General features: G+C 70.3%; 10 protein-coding genes. 1 reads left to right on the top strand and 9 read right to left on the bottom strand.

The genetic code is table 11. From position 1 onward, the window contains the following. Positions 1-57: 57 nt before the first annotated feature. The 6 genes from ACFWRO_RS33685 to ACFWRO_RS33660 all read right to left on the bottom strand — a co-directional run bounded on the left by ACFWRO_RS33685 (position 58) and on the right by ACFWRO_RS33660 (position 16719). The gene (locus ACFWRO_RS33685) at positions 58-585 is read right to left on the bottom strand and encodes a hypothetical protein (RefSeq protein ID WP_384517365.1); all 528 of its coding nucleotides are present in this window, start codon (positions 583-585) and stop codon (positions 58-60) included. Continuing rightward, on the bottom strand, positions 579-10976 hold the full coding sequence (locus ACFWRO_RS33680; protein ID WP_384517361.1) for a LamG-like jellyroll fold domain-containing protein: 10398 nt from the start codon (positions 10974-10976) through the stop codon (positions 579-581). Before ACFWRO_RS33680 ends, ACFWRO_RS33685 begins: the two co-directional genes overlap by 7 nt. 292 nt (positions 10977-11268) lie before the next feature. Beyond that, a complete protein-coding gene (locus tag ACFWRO_RS33675) occupies positions 11269-12780 on the bottom strand; it encodes a fatty acyl-CoA synthetase (protein ID WP_384517358.1) in 1512 nt (503 codons plus the stop codon). Between the two features lie 106 nt (positions 12781-12886). After that, positions 12887-13984, bottom strand: coding sequence for a calcium:proton antiporter (locus ACFWRO_RS33670; RefSeq protein WP_384517355.1), 1098 nt, complete (start codon positions 13982-13984; stop codon positions 12887-12889). Positions 13985-14056: 72 nt separating this feature from the next. Next, on the bottom strand, positions 14057-15613 hold the full coding sequence (locus tag ACFWRO_RS33665; RefSeq protein ID WP_384517353.1) for an acyl-CoA synthetase: 1557 nt from the start codon (positions 15611-15613) through the stop codon (positions 14057-14059). After that, on the bottom strand, positions 15610-16719 hold the full coding sequence (locus tag ACFWRO_RS33660) for an NAD(P)H-dependent flavin oxidoreductase (RefSeq protein ID WP_384517350.1): 1110 nt from the start codon (positions 16717-16719) through the stop codon (positions 15610-15612). The genes ACFWRO_RS33665 and ACFWRO_RS33660 overlap by 4 nt, the downstream gene beginning before the upstream one ends. 170 nt (positions 16720-16889) lie before the next feature. Between ACFWRO_RS33660 and ACFWRO_RS33655 the strand changes: the two genes are divergently transcribed. Next, positions 16890-18701 (top strand): serine hydrolase, encoded by a 1812-nt coding sequence (locus ACFWRO_RS33655; RefSeq protein WP_384517347.1) that lies wholly within the window; start codon positions 16890-16892, stop codon positions 18699-18701. Positions 18702-18727: 26 nt separating this feature from the next. Here ACFWRO_RS33655 and ACFWRO_RS33650 read toward each other — a convergent pair whose 3' ends face one another. From ACFWRO_RS33650 to tdh, 3 genes are read right to left on the bottom strand one after another with little or no spacing between them, the layout of a single operon-like run. Beyond that, positions 18728-19636: a LysR family transcriptional regulator gene (locus ACFWRO_RS33650; protein ID WP_384517344.1), complete on the bottom strand. Its 909-nt coding sequence runs from the start codon at positions 19634-19636 to the stop codon at positions 18728-18730. A gap of 4 nt (positions 19637-19640) precedes the next feature. Further along, entirely contained in the window at positions 19641-20840 is a 1200-nt protein-coding gene (locus tag ACFWRO_RS33645; RefSeq protein ID WP_384517341.1) for a glycine C-acetyltransferase, read from the bottom strand. Between the two features lie 57 nt (positions 20841-20897). Continuing rightward, positions 20898-21926 (bottom strand): L-threonine 3-dehydrogenase, encoded by a 1029-nt coding sequence (tdh, locus tag ACFWRO_RS33640; RefSeq protein WP_384517338.1) that lies wholly within the window; start codon positions 21924-21926, stop codon positions 20898-20900. Positions 21927-21960: the final 34 nt, after the last annotated feature.

Raw genomic sequence — 21960 nt, 5'->3', positions numbered from 1 at the left:
GGCGGGGTGGGCCGCCCGCCACGTGCGGCGGGCGCCCCCCCGACGGGTCAGGTGAAGCTACGACATGACTGTCGGGTTCTCCCCCGGAAAGTCCGGAGGAAGGCCGTCAGGTTCCACCGTGCCTGTCACCAGCCCGGTGAGGTACTCGGTGAGGGTGCCTTCGTACGTCGCCCAGTACCCGTTCCGCGTCTCGACGACGATGGTCCAGGAGTCGGGGCTGTTCCCCCCCGTGCGCCAGTAGAAGTTGTCGCCTTCCGCCGAGTCTCCCCAGGGGATCAGCCCCCCGGGCTCCGGATACGGAACGTACCCCTCGGTCATCTCTTCCTCGTGCAGTTCGGCGAGCGACCGCAACGTCTCCTTCATCCCTCGCACGAAGCCGACTTCCTCCCCGGGATCGGGAAGGTGGAGGCTCAGAAAATCGGCGAGAATGAACGCCGGGTACCGCTCGGCGAACTCCATGAAGTCCTGGGGGAGACCGGTTCCGAGTTCAGCGGAAACAGCAGCCCAGTTCAACGTCCTCGGCTGCGCCGACTTGATGGGACCGAGCGCCGGAATGGCTTGTTCGAGTCTGTCGATTTTCAACACGTCACCTGCGGATCCGGGATGTTCTTCACATTGACCGAGAACAGTCTCGTCTTCGTCTGCGTGAAGGCGTCCATCTGTATCGCTGTGGGTATGTTCTCGCGGCCGTTCCCGTATTCCAGTTTACCGAAGTAGAGAACCGGTTCAGACTTGAGGGTCTTCGCCATCCGATTCTCGCACCTCCTCATGTCGGGGGTGTTCATCTGCTGGAAGCCGGTGAAGATGTTCTCCTTGATCCAGTCCCCGTGGAACCTGTCGCCGAGAATGTGACTGCGATTGAAGGCGTACTTCTTGCCTCCCCGTTCCTGTTCGGAGACGAACCCCGGGGGCTCCCAAGTCCCCTTGCGGGGTCCGCGTGAGTTCGGAGGCTTCAGGTCCTTGGGACAGATGAGCGCGGCGACTCCCGTCGGCGTGTCACTGTCACCCTCGATGGTCCTCGCCCGGACCGTGGGCATGTACCGGAACCGCTCGGACCTGTCCCGGTCGCACGGGTTCTGGCCTCCGTTGGGCGCGCTGACTCCCGCGTCCGGGTTGTTGTACATTTCGGCGGCCTGTTCGGGTGTGAATCCGAAGGTCTGCATCATCTCCTGGAAGTCTTCCTGGGAGAACTGCTTCATGTACCCCGCGTCGAGCGTCCAGCGAGAGTCACCGGTGCCCCAGTCGAATTCGGGGCGTCGCGCCGGAGCCGGGTTGTTCGGGTTCTGAGCGATGATCTTGACGATGTTGACCACGGTCTTGCCAAGGCCACCACCGCCAGGTCCACGACCCGGACCAGAGCCAGGGCCGGGGCCGGGGCCGGGACCACGGCCTCTACCGCAATTCCGGGTACACGCGCCCGAGGCCGCGTTGCTGCTGTACGCCCAACTGCCGACAGTGCTGCGGGTGCCGATGTAGGGGCCTTGGTAGACGCTTGTCGTCGCCCAGCTGCCGACCGAGCTGGACGTCGCATTCATTGTCTGGTTTCGGATGTACTGGTCCGTGACCAGCACGGTGCCCGTGACGACCACGGTCCCGAAGATTCCCCAGAGCGCGGCTTCCCCACTGATGCCACCCGCCAACAGGGCGAGCGCACAAGGCGGGCAGTGACCCGTGGGGTCGGTCTCGTTGAGAGGGCCGGCGTTGCCGTACGTGTAGCGGTTGGCCTGGACGGACGGCGTGGGGTCGATCTGCCAGGTGTCGCGGCTGGTGAAGCCGCCGATCCCGGGCTGGTACCAGCGGGAGGCCATGTTGACCTCGCCTGTGGAGGCGTCGGTCCAGCCGGACTGGTAACCCAGAGCGGGGTTCGCGCCGTTGGCGGCGGTCACCTTGCCGAAGGGGTCGTAGGCCCGGGAGGACGCGACCTCGGTGCCGTCTGCCGTGAGGCCGGCGACGAGGTCGGTGTGCTGGTCGGTGACCGCCAGGCGGGCCGAACCGGCCGTTCCCGTCGTCGCGCTGGCGAGCAGAGTACCGCCGGGGTTGCGGATGTAACTGCTCGTACCGTCCTTGACGAGGTTGTTGGTGGCGCCGTCGTAGGCGAAGGCGGCGCCTCCGTGGCTCAGGACCCGGTCGAGGGAGTCGTAGGTGAAGGTGCTGGTGCCGTTGGTGATCGTGCGTTCGAAGGCGTCCGTGGCGATCTGGCGGCTGTTGCCGCCCTCGGTCACGGTCTTCTCGGTGCCGCGGGCGCTGTAGGTGATGCTCTGGCCGCCCCACGTCTCCAGCCGGTTGCGGGAGTCGTAGGTGCCGGTGATGTCCCCTCTCTTGGTCAGGTTTCCGGCCTTGTCCCACTCGAAGCCGGTCGTCGTGCCACCGATCGTCTCCGAGGTCATGCGACCCGCGAGGTCGTAGCCGTAGGTCTCAACGGCCGCCCCGGCCGTACCGGTGGCGCTCTTCTTCACCAGCCGGTCGTCGAGGTCGTACTCGTATGCCTGGCCCAGGACCTTGCCACCCGTGCCCAGCTTCGCGACGCTGTCGTCCACGAGTCGGCCCAGAGCGTCGTACGCGTACGAGCGCTTCGCGCCGATCGTCCACGTGCCGCCGGCGGCGGGGCGTGCGTACTCCTCCGCGGTCGGTCGCCCGGCCGCGTCGTAGCCGCTGCGCAGCTGTGTGCCGGTGAGCGGATCGGTCGTGGTGCTGAGGCGTCCGGCCTGGTCGTACGTGAAGCCCGTCGTGCCCGCGGCGTCGGTGCGGGAGGTCAACAGACCGTCCGCGTCGTACACGTAGGACGACGTGCCGGAGGGGCCGTCGGCGTTCAGGAGTTGACCGCGGTCGTTGTAGCCGTAGGTGTTGCCCGCGAGGACTCCGTCGCCCCCGAGGGCCGTGGGGCGGCCGGCGAGGTCGTACGACAGGCTGCGCGGCCTGGTGGCCACGGCGGTTCCGGAGCCGGTCTCACCGGTGAGACGGCCCAGGGCGTCGTACGTCTTCTGACGCTTGACGTTGCCCGGCAGCAGCTCGGTGAGGAGCTGCCCCGCCGCGTCGTAGACGTTCGTCCAGGTGCGGACGTCCGGGTTCCAGTGCTGGGTGGTGCCCGGTTCGATCGTGGACTCGGGCAGGCCCCACGTGTTGAACGTGTAGTACGTGGCCTTGCCGCGGCCGTCGGTCAGGCGCGTGCGGTTGCCCGCCGCGTCGTAGCCGAAGGTCGTGGTGATGGAGTCGGTGCCGGTGACCGGTTCGACCTGCTTGGTCATCCGGCCGAGGGCGTCGTAGGTGTAGGTCCGCCGGGCGCCGCCGGCGGAGACCGACGCGGTGACGTTTCCTTCGGCGTCGTACTCGGAGGACACCGAGCGCAGGACCGTCGTTCCGGTGCCGTAGTCCGACACCGTCAACGGCTTGCCGAGGACGTCGTACGCCGTGACGGTCTTGCGGCCGGTGGCGTCCTTGGACTCGGTCTTGCGGCCGAGGCCATCGTAGGCGGACCGGGTGACGCCGCCGAGCGGGTCGCTGACGGTCAGCGCCTCACCCGCGGTGTTGTACGTCGTCGCCGTACGGCGACCGCCGGGGGTCGTCCACTCGGCCAGGTTGCCCGCGTCGTCGACGACATAGCGGGTGACCAGGTGTTGCAGGGTCGGCTTGCGTTCGATCGTGGTGCCGGTGAGTCTGCGACCCAGTTCGTCGTAGGTGGACTCGGTACGTGCTCCTGTCGGGTCGGTCGCGGAGAGCCGCAGACCGGTCGGGGTCCAGGTGTAGGTGGTGACGCCCCCGCCGGACAGTGCCGTGGAAGTGCCGCCGAAGGTCGTGGCGCCGGGGGCTTGGAGGCCCTGGACACCGGCGATCGCCGGATCGGTCTTGCTGACGAGGTTGCCCAGCTGGTCGTACGCGTACGACGTCGTACGTCCGAGCGGGTCCGTGGTGGAGGCCGGCTTGCCCAGCCTGTCGTACGTCGTGCGCTTGGCAGCCGTGATCGGCGAGGCCGCGCCCGGCGCGGTGTAGTCGGGCAGCGTGACAGCGACGGGGCGGCCGAGCTTGTCCGTCTCCGTGCGGGTCACCAGACCACGTGCGTCACGCGTCTCGGTGACTTCGTCGAAGGTGTTGTAGCCGGTCAGGGTCGTGGGCGAAGCAGCCGTGGCGGCACCGCCGTTCTCCTCGACCTGCACCTGCGGCGCCGTCGCCTCGACCAGGCGGCCGAGCGCGTCATAACGGCTGGTGGCGGTGTTGCCGCGGGGGCTGACCTGGGCGAGAGCCAGTCCCCTCTGGTCGAAGGTGCCCGAGGTGACCCGGGTCCGGGTTCCGTCGGTGACGGTCGCCTTCTTCGTGTTGCCCGCCACGTCGTACTCGGTCGTGGAGGTCAGCTTCTTGCCGGAGCCGTCGATCGACTGCGTCTGCTCCGTGACCCTGTTGTCACCGTCGTAGGCGATCGTCGTCACGCGGTTGAGGCCGTTCGGGTCGAAGACGCTGCGCGTCGTCCGTCCGGTGGCGTCGACCGTGTGGACGGTCGTACGGCCGCCGTTCTCGGTCCGGGTGACCTCGTTGCCCGCGCCGTCGTACACCGCGGACTCCAGGACGATGTCCTTCTTGGAGCCGTTCGCCTGGGTGACACGCTTCGCCGTCTTCGACGCCTGGAGACCGTCGTCGTAGTAGGTGAAGGCGGTCGTGGCGCCCATCGCGTCGGTCGTCGAGGCCAGCCGGCCCGCCGGGTCGTACGCGTGGGAGGCAAGCACGAGGTCACGGGCCTGGCCGGACGGATCGCCCGTCCAGTCCTTCAGGACCGACTCGGCCGGCAGCCCGCGCTTGGTGAACGCGTGAGTGATCGCGTTGCCCGCGGGATCCGTCTCACGGATCACCCGGCCCAGCGCGTCATGGCCGAAGGTCGACTCGTTGCCCGCCGCGTCCGTGACGCTCTCGTTCAGGCCGAGGGCGTTGTAACGGTAGGTGGTGGTGCGGGTGGCGTCGCCGCCGGTGGTGTCCTCCGTCGACTCGGTGAGCAGCTGCCCGTCCGCGTCGTACGTACGGGAGACCTTCTCGGTGTGCGTGACACCGGTGATCTCGTTCTTGACCCCGGGGCCCGTCTCCGAGGAGACGCGCGACATGGAGTCATGGGCGAAGACGCGGGTGACACCCGCCGGGTGGGCGTCGGAGACCTCGGTCTCGGTCAGCTTCCGGCCGATGGCGTCGTACGTGTACGACACGACCAGCCCGCCGGGCGCCGTCGACTTCGCCACGTCACCGCTCGCGAAGTACGCGTAGGAGGTGGTGGCCCCGCCGGGGGTCTTCTGGGTGGCGACCAGCCCTCGAGGTGTGGTGCCGCCTCCCACGGCCGGCTCGCTGCCGGTCGTGTACGTGGTGACGACCGCGCGGCCGTCCGCCAGCATCACCGTGTCGGTCAGACCGAGCGCGGTGTACGAGGTGGTGGTCCGGTAGCGGTTGTCGCCCGAGCCGGTGGAGCGACCGTCGCGGACGGCCACCTGCTTGCCGTTGCGCGGGTCGAGCGGGTCGGAGGCGTTGTGGTAGTACTCCGCGAACGAGGTCCAACAGGAGTTCGCGTCCCGGCAGGTCGTGGTCGAGACGGTGTTTCCGCGCTCGTCGTGACCGGTGATGATCGCGTGACCGTTGGGGTCGGTGACCGTGTGGAGGAAGCCACCGACGTCGTACGAGAAGGTCGTGACCCCGCCGTCCGCGTCCGTCGACGCCGTCGGACGCTGGCCCCGGACTGCGTCGAAGGTGCTGCCGGTCTTCGCGCCCGTCGGGTCGGTGACCGTGACGGTCGAGGTCAGCGAGGAACCCGAGGCGTTGGTACGCGCACTGTAGTGCCGAGCGACCTGGTCACCGCTGAGGGTGCGCGGGTAGACGGCGACCTCGTCGATGCGACCGGTGAAGTACTGCACTCCGTCGCCCGGGGACGCGGGCCACCACTTGGTGTAGCCGGCGCCGATGTACGCGCGCTGGTTGGTTTCGTGGGTGACCGGAACAGTGGTGGCCTGGGCGACCTGCGCACCGTCGAGGTACAGCGTGTGGGTGGACCCCTGCGCTGTCACGACGGCGTGGTGCCACTCGTTGTCCGTGACCGTGTTCGGCGAGGTGTTGGTCGCGCCGACACCTCGGGTGAAGTACTGGCCGTGGAGCTTGTTGTCCGAGCCGACGTACAGGACCGGCGCGTAGGCGACGGCGTCCGGGAGCGGCTTCTCCTGGTCGCTGAAGAGCACACCCGGCTTGCTTGTCTTGAACCACAGCTCGACCGACAGGTCGGTGTTCGGCAGGTGGCCGCCGACGAGCTCGGCGTACCCGTCACCCGAGAACTCCGCCGCGGAACCGTCGCCGGGCCCGAAGGCGCCGGGGACACCGGGAGTCGCCTTGGTGTAGGTGCCGTGGGCACCGGCGGCCGCGACCTTGTTCACGACCGTCGTGCCGCCGGTCTCGTTCAGCTGCCAGTAGCCGGAGGGGGCGTCCGCCATGACGGCGCCCTGGTACTGGTCCCCGCTGCCGGTGACCAGGCGGTTGCGCGCCTTGTAGTGGTCGGCGACGGCCTGGGCGTCCAGCTCCTTCGTGTAGAAGGCGGCTTCGTCGAGTTGGCCGTTGAAGTAGCGGGTCGCACGGGCCTGCCCGTCCCACTCCTCACTGGAATAGCCACCGCCGAGGTAGGCGTGGGCCAGGGTCTCCGGCTTGACGACACCGGCCTTGGAACCGATCTTGGCACCGTCGAGGTACAGCGACTGACCGGTCGGCCCGCCGGTGATGACGACGTGGTGCCACTTGTTGTCGGTGACCTTCACCCCGCCCATCACGGGCCAGCCGGCGGACGGACCGTCCCACAGGTGGCCGCGGAGCTTGCCCTCTCCGTCGACGAGCAGACTCGCGTTCCACATCGTCGGGGTGGACCCGAGCTCGGCGTTCTGCAGACCGAGCAGGACACCACTGGGCTTGTCCGTCTTGAACCACAACTCGACGGAGAGCGAGGAGGCATCACTGATCGACTCGGACGGTACTGAGATCACGCCCTTGGACCCGTCGAGGGTCACCGCGCCGTCGTCACCGTCGAGGAAGGCGCCGACCCCGCCGAGGGTGACCCCTTCGCGGTAGGAGCCGTTGCCGCCGGCGGATATCTCGTCGACCGCCGCGGCGCCGCTGCTGTCGCCCAGGCGCCAGTAGTTGACGGGGTTCGCGGCCCGGACTGCGTCCGAGTAGGCCTGGGAGCCCGACGCGTAGCGGGGCGCGGAGATCTGCCACACGCCACCACGCTCGTCGGTGACCTTGGTGGCGCGCTCGGTGTCGCTGTCGTACTCGACACGTCCGCCGACCCGGCCCGAGGGCAGGGTGACCTTGGAGAGCTTCGAGGACCCGGTGCGGGCCGCGTGGTGCGCGCGCACGGAGCCGGCGTCGAGGGCACGGTGGTAGACCGCGACCTCGTCCATCAGGCCCTTGTAGTACCGGGTGCCGTACGTGCCGGCGCCGTCCCACGTGTGGTCGGTGAAGCCGCCGCCCAGGTAGGTGTACTTCTTGACGGAGTGGCTGACGGGACCGGCGAGGGTGCCGACGGCCTGACCGTCCAGGTAGAGCGTCTGACCGGTGCCCGTGCTGGTGAGCACGGCGTGGTGCCAGGCGTTGTCGGTGACGGTGGCCGTGGAGGTCATCGGGGTGAGGCCGCCATCGGCCTTCTCGAACGCTCCGCGCAGCTTGCCGGCCGAGTCGACGGCCAGCACCGGGTTGTAGACGTTGGGGTGCGTCGTGCCCAGCGGGTCGTCCTGGAAGCCGACGAGCACGCCGTTCGGCGTGTCCGTCTTGAACCACAGCTCCACCGACAGCACGGTGGACGAGGCCAGCGTCGACTCCGGCAGCTCCACCGAGGAGTTCGTGCCGTTGAACGAAGCGGCCTTGTTGCCCGTGCCGTTCAGGACCCCGGCGCTGCCGAGGGTGACATCACGGAAATGCCCGGCGTTCATGCCGGTACGGGAGACCGCCTCGCTCTGCGCGGCCTCGCCCTCGCTCTCGTTGAGCCGCCAGTAGGCCACCGGGTCGGCGTCCTGCACCATGCCCCGGTAGTGGGAGCCGCCGGTGTACTCGTACACCGTGCACGCGGTCGTGGACGAGGGCGGGCAGACCTTGGTCAGCAGGTCGCCCTGGTACGTGTACGACCAGACGAGCGCCGGTGCGGACGGGCCGACGGCGTCGGTGGAGACGGAGGCGACGTGCGCGCCGCTCCAGGTGAACCTCAGCGCCCGCTGCGACAGCGCGTCGGTGGCCTTGGTCAGCTTGCCGCCGGTGTAGGTGAGCAGCTGCTCACGGTCGTGACCGTCCTTGATCTTGGTCAGGAGTCCGGTCGCGTCGAAGGTGTACAGCGCCGCGGACGCGTCACGCAGCGTCCAGCCGCCGCCCTGCACGGACGTCAGTACGCCCATCGAACCGGATGGCGCGCTGTAGGTGCCGTCGCTGTTCTTGCCGAAGCGGACCTGTGCACCGTTCGCGAGGGTGATCACGACGCTGCCGTCGGGTTCGGCGGCCGCGCGCATGTCCCAGCGGGTGGCCCAGCCGGCGCCGAAGGCACTGGCCTTGCGCGGATCCTGCGAGTTGTACGTACGGACGACCACCAGCTCGGGGCCGATCGTGGGCACGGAGGCGTCGGTGGCCGCCGTGACGTAGTTGCCGGACCGTTCGCCGAAGGTCCTGCCGTTGTCGGCGCCGCCCAGGTGGGAGGTGATGACCGGCTGCGGGACCTGCGTGGTCAGGATCGACGGCACGGTCCGGGCCGACTGGTCCTTGCCGTCGTTGGCGTAGGCGTACCAGGCGTAGGTCTTCGCCCAGCTCAGCCAGCCCGAGGGAACGGTCCAGCTCGGCGAGGCCGCGTGCGTGTTGCCCCTGCAGTTCTTCCGCGTGTCCTTCCCCTCGACCTCACACACCTCGAACTGGTACGTCAGCCCGCTGGGGTACTTGTCATGGTCGGTGGCCGCGGTCCACAGAGTCGGAGTGAGGGTGTCCACGAGCGTGCCGCTGGGCGGACTCGCCGCGGTGACGTACGGCACCGCGTTGGCGGCGTCCACGCGCATCGCGGCAGGAGGCACGCCCTGTGAGGCGAAGGAGTTGACCTGGTACTCGTCCATCGTCCAGGCGATCGAGTACGTGCCTGGCGCGAGGGGCGCGATCCTGGCGTCGAGCGTGACCGTGGCACCCGGGGCCACGTCGTAGGGCATGTCGGTCCAACGGATCTTGGACCAGTAGTCCCCGCCGACCGGATTCCCGTTGCCGTCGTACAGGTCGTAGCGCAGCTTGAAGTTGCTGTTCTTGGGCCAGGTCTGCTGGCCCTGGTTGGTGACGGTGACCTTGAAGACGCCCTCGGAGGTCGCGGTGATGGGCGCGACGAAGTTGCCGAGCTGGTAGCTCGCGCCGTACTTGGTCCACGAGACATCGAGGCTGGGCACGCCGCTGCCGTCGTCGGAGTGGAACTGCTTCCAGCTCTTGGAGTCGTCCGTGGCCGCCTTGACCGCGAGGCCGTAGTTCGCCTTCCGGCCGTGCGTCCAGTCGTCGACGAGCTGACGCCCCTCGCCGCCGAGGGGGATGCTCTCCCAGGCCGGGGCGCAGGACCACGTCTCGGTGCCGGTGGGGCGCCAGCCGTGGGCGAAGCTCTTCGACCCGAGCGCCGGACCCGTGGCGGGACCGGGGAAGACGGACGTGCTGCCTTCGGACCAGTTCGACGTGATCGGGTGGACGGTCACCGGGCGCGCGGTGCACGACTGGGACCAGGAGTTGTACAGCGCCAGATTGGCGCTGATCACCCAGGCGTTCTTCAGGCTTCCGGTGTTCAGCCCGTCGAAGCGCAGGAAGCTCGCGGCCTTGTGGCCGCCGCCGTCGTACGTGCCGACCTTGAGCACGTCGGCACTGGAGAAGTTGGTGTTGTAGGGCGACTCGACGTACGTACCGGAGGTCGCCTTGACGCCGGTCACGGACGGGTCGACCTTGACGGGGTAGACCCGCTGGGGGTCCGCGAGCCACTTGCGGTCGAGGGAGACGACCAGCGTCTGGCGGCCCGCACGGCTCTCCAGGCGGTAGGTGACCCCGGAGGAGATGGCGCCTTCGGCGGCGTTCTCCGTGTGTCGGGAGTCCTCCATCCATCCTGCCGGCATGGCGGCCTGCTGCCGACCGGAGGCATCGGTGAAGACGACGCCGCCGTGGCCGTCCAGCTTGGCCGTGAGACCGTTCAGGACAAGGGGGAAGCGCCACTCGGTGGGAGCGGACCGGTCCTTGAGGACCAGCGTCTCCTTGACCGAGTCACTGCCCGCGACGAGCTGCACGTCCGCGGCGGGACGGACCTCCGAGTAGGTGATCGCGCTGCCTGTGGCCTCACCGATGGAGTGGGAGGCGCCCTCGATGGCGTACCCGAGCGAAGCGGTGTCGTTCACGCCGAGACGCACCAGGGGCGCGGCGTCGGCGTACGCGCCCAGGGCGATCTTGTTCTCGGAGGACTTGGGCTGCCAGGCGGGACTCGCGGCCGCTCCGCCGGACGGCGTCTCCGCGTTCCGGCTCTGGGTGAGCCTGGAGTCGATACCCTTCCACTTGCCGTCCCGGCCCAGGAAGTTGACCGGCTCGTTGTAGAACCGGGTGGTGTACGTCCCGTCCTTGTTCAGGAACGTACGGGCCTGCCTGCTGCGCTCGGCGGGCAGCTCGGCGCTGGTCTTCGGGTCGAAGCTCTTGCGCTGCGGCGTCGCGGGCGCGGCCACCTTGACGAAGGGCGTCCTGGCCGGCGGCCTGGGCGCACCGCCCAGCCCTTGGTCCGCGGTGCCGCCGTCCGGCGGGAGCTCGCCCGGCGCCTTGAGCGCTCCGCTGCGTCCCCCTCCCGCCGTGGCGTCGGTGGCATCGCCGGAGGCGCTGTGGCCCCGCCCGCGCGCCGTTCCCCAGCCCTGCTCGGGCAGTTCGCCGGCTCCACGGCCGGTCTTTGCGGTGACCCAGTTGTCCACCGCGAGTGCTGCCTGTTCTGTACCTGCCAGAACGGCCATGACAAATGCCACTAGGAGTACCAGTGGTCGCGCTGTGCGCACGGACTTCCCCCACATAGATGATCAGTGGGACTGTCCTACCGGCACACACAGCAAACTCACAACATTCGCCCGAATCCCTCACCCTCCCTCCGCAGCCCGAACACGGAGTCCCTCGCCTTGAAATAGTGACAAACCATCATGAACGCATGCCATCGCCCCTACTGGCACGTGAGAAAGGTCATGCAGGTTGCAGGAACTGTCTCTTCCTGTGCACATGCGACACCGTGCAAGGGCATCGGTTTCAGCCACCTCAGGCACTGTCCGGCGCGGCCGCGAAGCGGTCGCGGAGTTCTCGTTTCAGGATCTTGCCGCTGGCGTTGCGGGGGAGTTCGGGGACGAAGAGGATGCGCTTCGGGGCCTTGAAGGGGGCGAGCTTCTCGCGGGCGTGGGTGATCAGGGCGTGCTCGGTGACGTCCTCGTGGGGGACGACCACGGCTGTGATCGCCTCGATCCAGCGGTCGTCGGGGAGGCCGATGACGGCGACCTCGGCTACGGCCGGGTGGGTGTAGAGGGCGTCCTCGACCTGGCGTGAGGCGACCAGGACGCCGCCGGAGTTGATGACGTCCTTCACCCGGTCCACGACCGTGTAGTAGCCGTCGGCGTCGCGCACCGCGAGGTCGCCGGAGCGGAACCAGCCGCCGCGGAAGGCCTCCTTGGTCTCCTCGGGCTTGTCCCAGTAGCCGTCGCACAGCTGCGGGGAGCGGTAGACGATCTCGCCCGCCGTGCCGTCGGGAACCTCCTCGCCGTGCTCGTCGACGACCCTCGCCTCGACGTGGCGGACGGGGCGCCCGCAGGAGTCCAGGCGGCCCTCGTGCTCGTCCGGGCCGAGGACCGTGGCGAGCGGGCCGATCTCGGACTGGCCGAAGCAGTTGTAGAAGCGGAGTTCGGGGAGGTGCGAGCGCAGCCGCTCCAGTACGGGGACCGGCATGATGGAGGCGCCGTAGTACGCCTTGCGGAGGCCGGAGAGGTCGCGGGTCGCGAACTCCGGGTGGTTCGAGAGCCCGATCCAGACCGTCGGCGGGGCGAAGAGGCTGTCCGCGCGGCCGGCCTCGATCAGGTCGAACAGGACCTTGGGGTCCGGGCCGTCCACGATGGTGTTCTCGGCGCCGACGGCGAGGTACGGCAGCAGGAAGACGTGCATCTGCGCGGAGTGGTAGAGGGGCAGCGAGTGGACCGGCCGGTCGTCGGCGCTCAGGTCCAGCGCCTCGATGGCGCTCGCGTACTCGTGGACCAGCGCCCGGTGCGTCATCCGGGCGCCCTTGGGCAGCGCCGTCGTCCCCGAGGTGTAGAGGAGCTGGACGTACTCGCGGGCGTCGCGGTCGGTGTCGTACGTGTCGGGTTCGGCGAGCGCGGTGAGGAAGGAGTCCTCGGTGTCCCGCAGTGCCCGTACGGGCAGGTCGGCCGGGACGCGGTCGGCGAGCGCGGGGTCGGCGAGGACGAGCGAACTCCCCGACTGCCGCAGGATGTAGTCGAGGTCCTCGCCGGTGAGGTGGTGGTTGACCGGGACGTGGATGAGGTCCGCGCGCGAGCAGGCCAGGAAGGCGATCAGGTACGCGTCGGAGTTGTGGCCGTACGTCGCGACGCGGGCGGACTCCCCGAGCCCGTAGCGCTCCCGCAGGACGGCGGCCCCGGTGGTCACGGCCGCGTCCAGCTCCGCGTAGGTCCAGGAGCGGTCCGCGTACCGGACGGCGATCCGCTCGGGGGTGCGCTGGGCGGCCATGCGCAGGACGCCGTCGACGGTGCGGCTGAGGAGTCGTTCCATGGCGCGATCCTCGGCGGCCCGGGGTGGCGGGTCAAGTACGCATGCCGCCCCGTCAAGTACGCATGCCGCCCCGTCAAGTACGCATGCCGCCTCGGCGCCTTGGAGGTCAGGGGCTGAACGAGAGGAAGACGAAGGCCGCGAAGATGGAGAGGTGGACGCCGCCCTGGAGGAGCGTGGCCCGGCCGGGCACCACGGTCAGGGCGCTGACGACGGCGGTGAGGACGAGCAGCACCATGTGGACCGCCCCGAGGCCGAGGACCAGCGGCCCGGAGAGCCAGATGGAGGCGAGCGCGATCGAAGGGATCGTCAGACCGATGCTGGCGATGGCGGAGCCGTACGCCAGGTTGAGGCTGGTCTGCATACGGTCCCGGCGCGCGGCCCGTACGGCGGCGAGGGTCTCGGGGAGCAGCACCATCAGGGCGATGACGACGCCGACGACCGCCTTGGGCAGCCCGGCGGACTCGACGCCGTCCTCGATGGTGGGCGAGATGAGCTTGGCGAGGCCGACGACCGCGACGAGCGCGAGGACCAGGAGGCCGACGCTGGCCCAGGTCTGCTGCTTGGCGGGCGGATCGGCGTGGTCCTCCGCGGAGTCCTGGCCCTCCCGCGGGACGGGCAGGAAGTAGTCGCGGTGCCGGACGGTCTGGACGGCGACGAAGACTCCGTACAGGAACAGGGAGGCGACGGCGGCGAAGGCCAGCTGGGCGCCGGAGAACTCCGGGCCCGCGTGGCTCGTCGTGAACGTCGGCAGGACCAGCGTCATGGTCGCGAGGGTGCAGACGGTGGCGAGGGCGCCGCCCGATCCCTCGGCGTTGAAGACGGCGATGCGGTTGCGGAGGGCGCCGACGAGCAGCGAGATGCCCACGATGCCGTTGCAGGTGATCATGACGGCGGCGAAGACGGTGTCCCGCGCGTACGTGGCGGTCTTCTCGCCGCCGCCCGCCATGAGGGTGACGATCAGTCCGACCTCGATGACGGTGACGGCGACGGCGAGGACGAGCGAGCCGTAGGGTTCGCCGACGCGATGGGCGACGACCTCCGCGTGGTGGACGGCGGCGAGCACGGCGGCCAGCAGGCAGACGGCCGCGATCGCGACCCCGAAGCCGGCCAGATCACTTCCCCACGTGAGTGCGAGGTCGACGGCCGCCACGACCGGTCCCCATGTCGTCCACTGTCGCGCCAGGCCTGCCGTGCTCGAACTCATGATCTGTATCCTGCCACAAAGCGGCATTCGCCCGTGTTGCCCGGTCCGCCGTCAGGGTACGTGGGGGCGGCGTCAGAGGGGGCGGTCGTGGCCCTCCCAGTAGGGCTCCCTGAGCCTGCGCTTGTAGAGCTTGCCGTTGGGGTCGCGGGGCATCGTGGTGATGAAGTCCACGGACTTGGGGCGCTTGTAGCCGGCGAGGTGTTCCTCGCAGTGCGCCAGGATGGCGGCGGCGAGGGCCTCTCCCGGCGTGTGCCCCTCGGCCGGTTCGACCACCGCCTTGACCTCCTCGCCCCAGTCGGCGTGCGGGATGCCGAAGGCGGCGGCGTCGGCGACGGCCGGGTGGGTGAGGAGCGCCGACTCGATCTCGGCGGGGTAGATGTTGACCCCGCCCGAGATGATCATGTCGATCTTGCGGTCGCGGAGGAAGAGATAGCCGTCCTCGTCCAGCACGCCCAGGTCGCCGACGGTGAAGAAGTCGCCGATGCGGTTCTTCGCCGTCTTCTCCTTGTCCTTGTGGTACGCGAATCCACCCGTGGACATCTTCATGTAGACGGTGCCGAGTTCACCGGCCGGGAGCCGGTTGCCGTCGTCGTCGAAGACGGCGAGCTGGCTGATCGGCCAGGCCTTTCCGACCGTGCCCGGCTTCTTCAGCCAGTCCTCCGCGGTGGCGAACGCGCCGCCGCCCTCGCTCGCCGCGTAGTACTCCTCCACGCAGCTCCCCCACCAGTCGATCATCGCCCGCTTCACGTGGTCCGGGCAGGGCGCGGCGCCGTGGATGGCGTGCCTCATCGACGAGACGTCGTAGCGGCTCCGCACCTCCTCGGGGAGCGCGAGCAGCCGGTGGAACTGGGTCGGGACCATGTGGGTGTGGGTGCAGGCGTGCGCGTCGATGAGCCGCAGCATCTCCTCGGGCGTCCACTTGTCCATGAGGACGAGCGGATGACCGATGTGCAGGGCGGCGCTCGCGAACTGCAGGACGGCCGTGTGGTAGAGCGGCGAGCAGACGAGGTGCACGTTGCCGTCGAAGGGCCGGATCCCGAAGATGCCGAGGAAGCCGCCGAGGTACGTCTCCTCCGGGAGCTTGCCGGGCAGCGGGCGGCGGATGCCGCGCGGCCGGCCCGTGGTGCCGGAGGTGTAGTTCATGACCCAGCCGAGGGTGCGGTCCTCGGGCGCGGACTCCGGGAATCCGTCGAGGAGTTCGGCGTACGGGCGGAAGCCGGGGATCGCGCCGACGGCGTGGCGGTGGGTCGCGGGCAGTCCGGCCTCGTCGGCGGCGGCCGTCGCGGCGGCGGCGAACCGCTCGTGGGCGAGGAGCACCTTGGCGCCGGAGTCGGCGACGATCCAGGCGATCTCGGGCCCGACCAGGTGGTGGTTGACGGGCACGAGGTAGAACCCGGCCTGGGTCGCGGCGAGATGGGCGACGAGGAACTCGACGCCGTTGGGCAGGACGACCGCGAAGGCGTCACCGCGCTCCAGGCCCGCCGCGCGCAGTCCGTGGACCAGCCGGTTGGCGTCGGCGTGCAGCCGCCCTGCGGTCCACTCCTCGCCGTCGGGTGCGATCAGGACCGTACGGGAGGGGTCGGCGACGGCCTGGGACCAGAAGCCGTTGGCCTGCTGCTGCTCACTCATGAGGTGCTCCTTCCCGCGATGCGGTTGATGCGGTCGACGGCCTTCTCGAAGCCGCGGGTGAGCTCGTCGAAGACCTGCTGGACGCTGCGTTCGGCGTTCATCCGGCCGACGATCTGGCCGACCGGGGTGCCGAGCAGCGGCTCGACCTCGTACTTCTGGATACGGGAGACGGCCTCGGCGACCAGCAGTCCCTGGAGGGGCATGGGGAGCGTGCCGGGGCCGTCCGCGTCGTCCCATGCGTCGGTCCACTCGGTGCGCAACTGGCGGGCGGGCTTGCCGGTCAGGGCGCGGGAGCGGACGGTGTCGCCGGAGCCGGCGGCGAGGAGTTTGGCGGTCAGCGCGCGGGAGCGGAGGTCGGCCTCGGTGGTGGTGAGCCAGAGGGAGCCGAGCCAGACGCCCTGGGCGCCGAGGGCGAGTCCGGCGGCGATCTGTTCGCCGCTGCCGATGCCGCCCGCGGCGAGGACGGGCAGCGGGGAGACGGCGTCGACGACTTCGGGTGTGAGGACCATGGAGGCGATCTCGCCGGTGTGGCCGCCGGCCTCGTAGCCCTGGGCGACGACGACGTCGATGCCGGCCTCGGCGTGGTGGCGGGCGTGCCGGGCGCTGCCGGCGAGCGCGGCGACGAGGACGTCGTGGTCGTGGGCGCGCTGGACCACGTCGGCGGGCGGGGAGCCGAGGGCGTTGGCGAGGAGCTTGATGGGGTAGTCGAAGGCCACGTCGAGCTGGTTGCGGGCGACCTGTTCCATCCATCCGGTGATCCGCCAGCCGGAGACCTCGCCCTCGGCGAGCTCGGGGACACCGTGCTTGGCGAGGGTCGTACGGACGAACTCGCGGTGCCCCTCCGGGATCATCGCCTCGACGTCGGCCTCGCTCACCCCCTCGACCTTCTTCGCGGGCATGACGACATCGAGGCCGTACGGCAGTCCGTCGGTGTGGTCCTGCATCCAGTCGAGGTCACGGGCCAGGTCGTCGGGGGCGGTGTAGCGCACCGCGCCGAGCACGCCGAACCCGCCGGCTCTGGTGATGGCGGCGGCCACCGCGGGGAAGGGCGTGAAGCCGAAGATGGCGTGCTCGATCCCCAGTTTTTGGCTCAGCTCCGTCTTCATGGGGGGCAGGATGCCGCAGGGGCTCTGCCGAGGGAAGAGATTTTCTGATGCTGCGTCAGATTCTTTGTTCCGCCGCCCGCTTCCTTGACCCGCACCCACCCCGGTAAGAAAGTTTCAGGCGTTGCGCGTGTGGCCGAAGGATTCTTTCAGTGGCGTGGGAGAGGGTAGGGATGACGGAGGACTACATCGGTCGGCGGGCGTTCGGCGGCCGGCTGCTCGCCCTGGGAGGTGCGGTGATGGTCGGCTCGGTCCCGGGAGCCGCCGCGGCCTCGGAGCCCGGGGCCGGACCGCACGACGGGCGGCAGTCTTGGCCGCCGGGCGGGCGGACGACCCTGCGGCGCGGGTCCGCCGAACGGGCCGGGCTGCTCGCCGCGCACCTGGACCTGCTGGTCGCCGACGCCGAGACGTACCTCGCCCCCTCCCCCCGGCACCCGTGGTACGCGGGCGCGGTGCTGCTCGCCGGGCGGGGCGGGACGGTCGCGCTGCACCGGGCGATCGGGCACGCCGTCCGGTACGCGGCGTACGACGAGACGACCGACACCGGTGTCGAGCTGCCGGCGGAGCGGCGGATCCCGATGGCGGAGGACACGGTCTTCGACCTGGCCTCGGTCTCCAAGCTCTTCACCTCGATCCTGGCGGTGCAGCAGATCGAGCGCGGGGCACTGGAGCTCGAGGCGAAGGTCACGGCGTATCTGCCGGAGTTCGGGGGCGGTGGGAAGCAGGACATCACGGTCCGTCAGCTGCTCACCCACACCTCGGGGTTCCGCGCCTGGATCCCGCTGTACAAGGAGCCGACGCGGGAGGGAATGCTGCGGCTGCTGTGGGCGGAGGCGCCGGCGAACGCGCCCGGGACGCGCTATCTCTACTCCGATCTGAATCTGATCTCGCTGCAGCTGATCCTGGAGGAGATCACCGGTCGCACTCTGGACACCCTGCTCCGAACCGAGATCACCGCTCCGCTCGGGATGCACCGCACTCGTTTCAATCCCCCGCTCTCGTGGCGGCCGAAGATCGCGGCGACCGAGGACGCCCGGCTCCCCTGGTCCGGGCTCGACCGGGGCATGGTGTGGGGCGAGGTCCACGACGAGAACGCGTTCGGCCTGGGCGGGGTCGCCGGCCACGCGGGCGTGTTCTCCTGCGCCTGGGACCTCGCGGTCCTCACCCGCACGCTCCTCAACGGCGGGGCGTACGGTCACGCCCGGATCCTGGCCCCGGAGTCCGTGGAGCTGATGTTCACGGACTTCAACACCGCGTTCCCCGGCGACGAGCACGGCCTCGGCTTCGAGCTCTACCAGCACTGGTACATGGGCGCCATGGCGACGCCGCGCTCGGCGGGGCACACCGGCTTCACCGGAACCAGCCTGGTCCTCGACCCGACCACCGACGCGTTCCTCGTCGTCCTCGGCAACTCGGTCCACCCGGTCCGTTCGTGGCGCTCCGGCTCGGCGCCCCGCGTCGCCGCCGCCGACCACCTCGCCCGCGCAGTCCCCGTCCGCCCCGCGCGCGGCCGGTCCTCCTGGTTCTCGGGCATGGCGAGCGCGACGACCTCGATGCTGACCCTGCCGCCGGTGCCGGGCGCGGCCCGCGTGGAGTGCGCCCTGTGGTGGGACACCGAGCCGGGCGTGGACGCCGCCCACCTGGAGGCCTCCACGGACGGCGGCGCGACCTGGGCGCCGGTGCCGTTCACGACCGTACGCACGGGGCAGGAGCCGGTGCCGCACCCGGCGGGTTCGGTGAGCGGCTGGTCGGGGCGGGTCTGGCACCGGCTCACGGCGGACCACCTTCCGGCGGGCGCCGGCGCCGGCACCGGACCCGTACGGCTGCGGTGGCGGTACGCGACCGATCAGCGCTACGTCGGGCGCGGGGTGTACGTCGACACCCTCAGGGTCCTGGACGCCTCGGGGCGGCCCCTGTTCGACGACGCCCGGCCGGCGGACGCGTCCCGGATCGAGGCCGTGGGCTGGACGGCCTCGGCGGACTGAGCCCGGGCCCGCTTCCGGCTTCCGGGTCAGGCGCCCGGGCCCGCCGCGTCCCGCAGGGCCGCGAGGACCGGGCTGATGAGCGGGTGGTGCTCGGCCCCCCGACGTACCGCCGCGAAGACGCGGCGGGTGGGGGCCACGCCGTCCACCGGGCGGATCGCCACCTCGTCCAGGGCGGCGCCCCGCAGCGCCGAGCGCGGTACGAGCGCGACGCCCGCGCCCGCCGCGGCGAGGGCGACGACCGCGCGGAAGTCGTCGGAGGAGTGCTCCAGGCGTGGCGCGAATCCGGCGTACTCGCAGGCCAGGACGGTCACGTCATGGCAGGGGTTGCCCGCGGACTGGCCGATCCAGGCGTCCTTGGCGAGAGCGGCGAGGGCCACCTGGTCGCCGGCCGCGAGGGGGTGCCCGAGCGGCAGGACGGCGTCGAAGGGCTCCGCGTAGAGCGGTACGCGGGTGAGCCGGGCGTCGTCCTCGCCGGGAGCGCCCCGGTACTCGACGGCCACGGCGACGTCGACCTGGCGGTCCAGGACCATCAGCAGGCTCTCGTCACCCTCGGCGTCCCGGACGCGGACCCGGATGCCGGGCGCGGTGCGGGCGAGGCCTGTGATGGCGGGGGCGACGACCAGGCCGATGCCGGTGGCGAAGGCCGCGACCGTGACCGTCCCGGCCTCGCCGGAGCCGTACGCGGCGAGCTCGGACTCGGCGCGCTCCAGCTGGGCGAGGACCGCGTTGGCGTGGCTGAGCAGGATCTCGCCGGCCGGGGTGAGCCGGGCGCCCCGGGCGTTGCGCTCGACCAGCCGGTGGCCGGTCTCCTGCTCCAGGGCCGCGAGCTGCTGGGAGACTGCGGAGGGGGTGAGATAGAGCGCGGCGGCAGCCGCCGTGACCGTGCGGTGGTCGGCCACCGCTCGGAGGATGTGCAGCCGCCGCGCTTCGATCATTCCCCTAGTCTCGCAGGGCGGCGCGCGCGTCGACGAACGCGTCCACAGCCCGGTTCACATCATCGGACGAATGCGCGGCCGAGAGCTGGACGCGGATGCGGGCCTGGCCCTGCGGTACGACGGGGTACGAGAAGCCGATCACGTACACACCGCGCTCCAGGAGCAGCTCCGCGATGCGCCCGGCCTCCGACGCGTCGCCGATCATGACGGGCGCGATGGCGTGGTCGCCGGGGAGGATGTCGAAGCCCTCGGCGGTCATCCGGGTGCGGAAGAGCTCGGTGTTGGCGCGCAGCCGCTCGCGCAGGTCGCCGGCGGACTCCAGCAGGTCGAGGACCTTGAGGGAGGCGGCGGCGATGACCGGGGCCAGGGTGTTGGAGAAGAGGTACGGGCGGGAGCGCTGGCGCAGCAGGGCGACGATCTCGGCGCGGGCCGCGACATAGCCGCCGGAGGCGCCACCGAGGGCCTTGCCGAGGGTGCCGGTGATGATGTCGACGCGGTCCATGACGCCGTGCAGCTCGGGGGTGCCGCGCCCGCCGGGGCCGACGAAGCCGACGGCGTGCGAGTCGTCGACCATGACCATGGCGTCGTAGCGCTCGGCCAGGTCGCAGATCTCGGCGAGCGGGGCGACGTACCCGTCCATGGAGAACACGCCGTCGGTGACGATCAGCTTGCGGCGGGCGCCGCCCTCGGTGGCCTCCTTGAGCTGCTGCTCCAGGTCGGCCATGTCGCGGTTGGCGTAGCGGAAGCGGCGGGCCTTGGAGAGCCGGATGCCGTCGATGATCGAGGCGTGGTTGAGGGCGTCGGAGATGACGGCGTCCTCGGCGCCGAGCAGCGTCTCGAAGACGCCGCCGTTGGCGTCGAAGCAGGAGGAGTAGAGGATCGTGTCCTCCTGGCCGAGGAAGGAGGACAGCCGGGCCTCCAGCTCCTTGTGCACCTCCTGCGTACCGCAGATGAAGCGCACGGACGCCATGCCGTAGCCCCAGCGGTCCAGCGCCTCGTGGGCGGCGGCGACCACCTCGGGGTGGTCGGCCAGGCCGAGGTAGTTGTTGGCGCAGAAGTTCAGCACCTCGCCGGGCTGCCCGCCGGCGGTGACGGACACCGTCGCGGACTGGGGGGTGCCGATGACGCGCTCGGGCTTGTGCAGACCGGCGGCGCGGATCTCGTCGAGGGTGGTGCGGATGTCGTCGCGTACGGAGTCGAACATGTGGGTTCCTTAGCGGGAGGTCGGACGCGCGGAGGAAGAGGCGAGGGAGCGCGGTGGTCAGACGGTCCAGTCGAGGATGACCTTGCCGCCCTTGCCGGACGCGGCGTCGTCGAAGGCGGCCTCGAAGTCGGTGTAGGCGTAGCGGCCGGTGATCACCGGGGCGAGGTCCAGGCCGGCCTCCAGGAGGACGGACATCGCGTACCAGGTCTCGAACATCTCGCGGCCGTAGATGCCCTTGATGGTGATCATGGAGGTCACGATCTTCGCCCAGTCGACGGCGAAGTCCTCGGCGGGCAGGCCCAGCATGGCGATCTTGCCGCCATTGGTCATGTTCGCGACCATGTCGCGCATCGCGCGCGGGTTGCCGGACATCTCCAGGCCGACGTCGAAGCCCTCCTTGAGGCCCAGCGTGCGCTGGCCGTCGGCGATCGTCTGCTCGGCGACGTTCAGCGCGAGCGAGACGCCCGCCTTGCGCGCGAGGTCGAGGCGCTCCTCGCTGACGTCGGTGATGACGACGTGGCGCGCGCCGGCGTGCTTGGCGACCGCGGCGGCCATGATGCCGATCGGGCCCGCGCCGGTGACGAGGACGTCCTCGCCGACGAGCGGGAAGGAGAGCGCGGTGTGCACGGCGTTGCCGAACGGGTCGAAGATCGCGGCGACGTCGAGGTCGACCGCGACGCGGTGCACCCAGACGTTGGACGCGGGCAGGGCGACGTACTCGGCGAACGCGCCGTCGCGGCCGACGCCCAGGCCGACGGTGGCGCGGCAGAGGTGGCGACGGCCGGCCAGACAGTTGCGGCACTTCCCGCAGACGAGGTGGCCCTCGCCGCTGACCAGGTCGCCGACGGCGATGTCCACGACGTCACGGCCGGTCTCGACGACCTCGCCGACGAACTCGTGGCCGAGGGTCAGCGGGGTGGCGATGGTCCTCTGGGCCCAGCCGTCCCAGGAGCGGATGTGGAGATCGGTCCCGCAGATACCGGTCCGCTTGACCTTGATCAGTACGTCTCCGGCGCCGATCTCCGGCTCCGGCACGTCCATGAGCCAGAGTCCGGGTTCTGCCTTGTGCTTGACCAGCGCCTTCAATGTCCTGGCTCCCGACGTGCGTGTCCTGTGACCT

It is taken from the genome of Streptomyces sp. NPDC058579, from assembly GCF_042718575.1.
GTDB lineage: Bacteria > Actinomycetota > Actinomycetes > Streptomycetales > Streptomycetaceae > Streptomyces.
The sequence above is the reverse complement of the archived record's forward strand: the minus strand, read 5'-3'. Positions and strand labels throughout refer to the sequence as shown.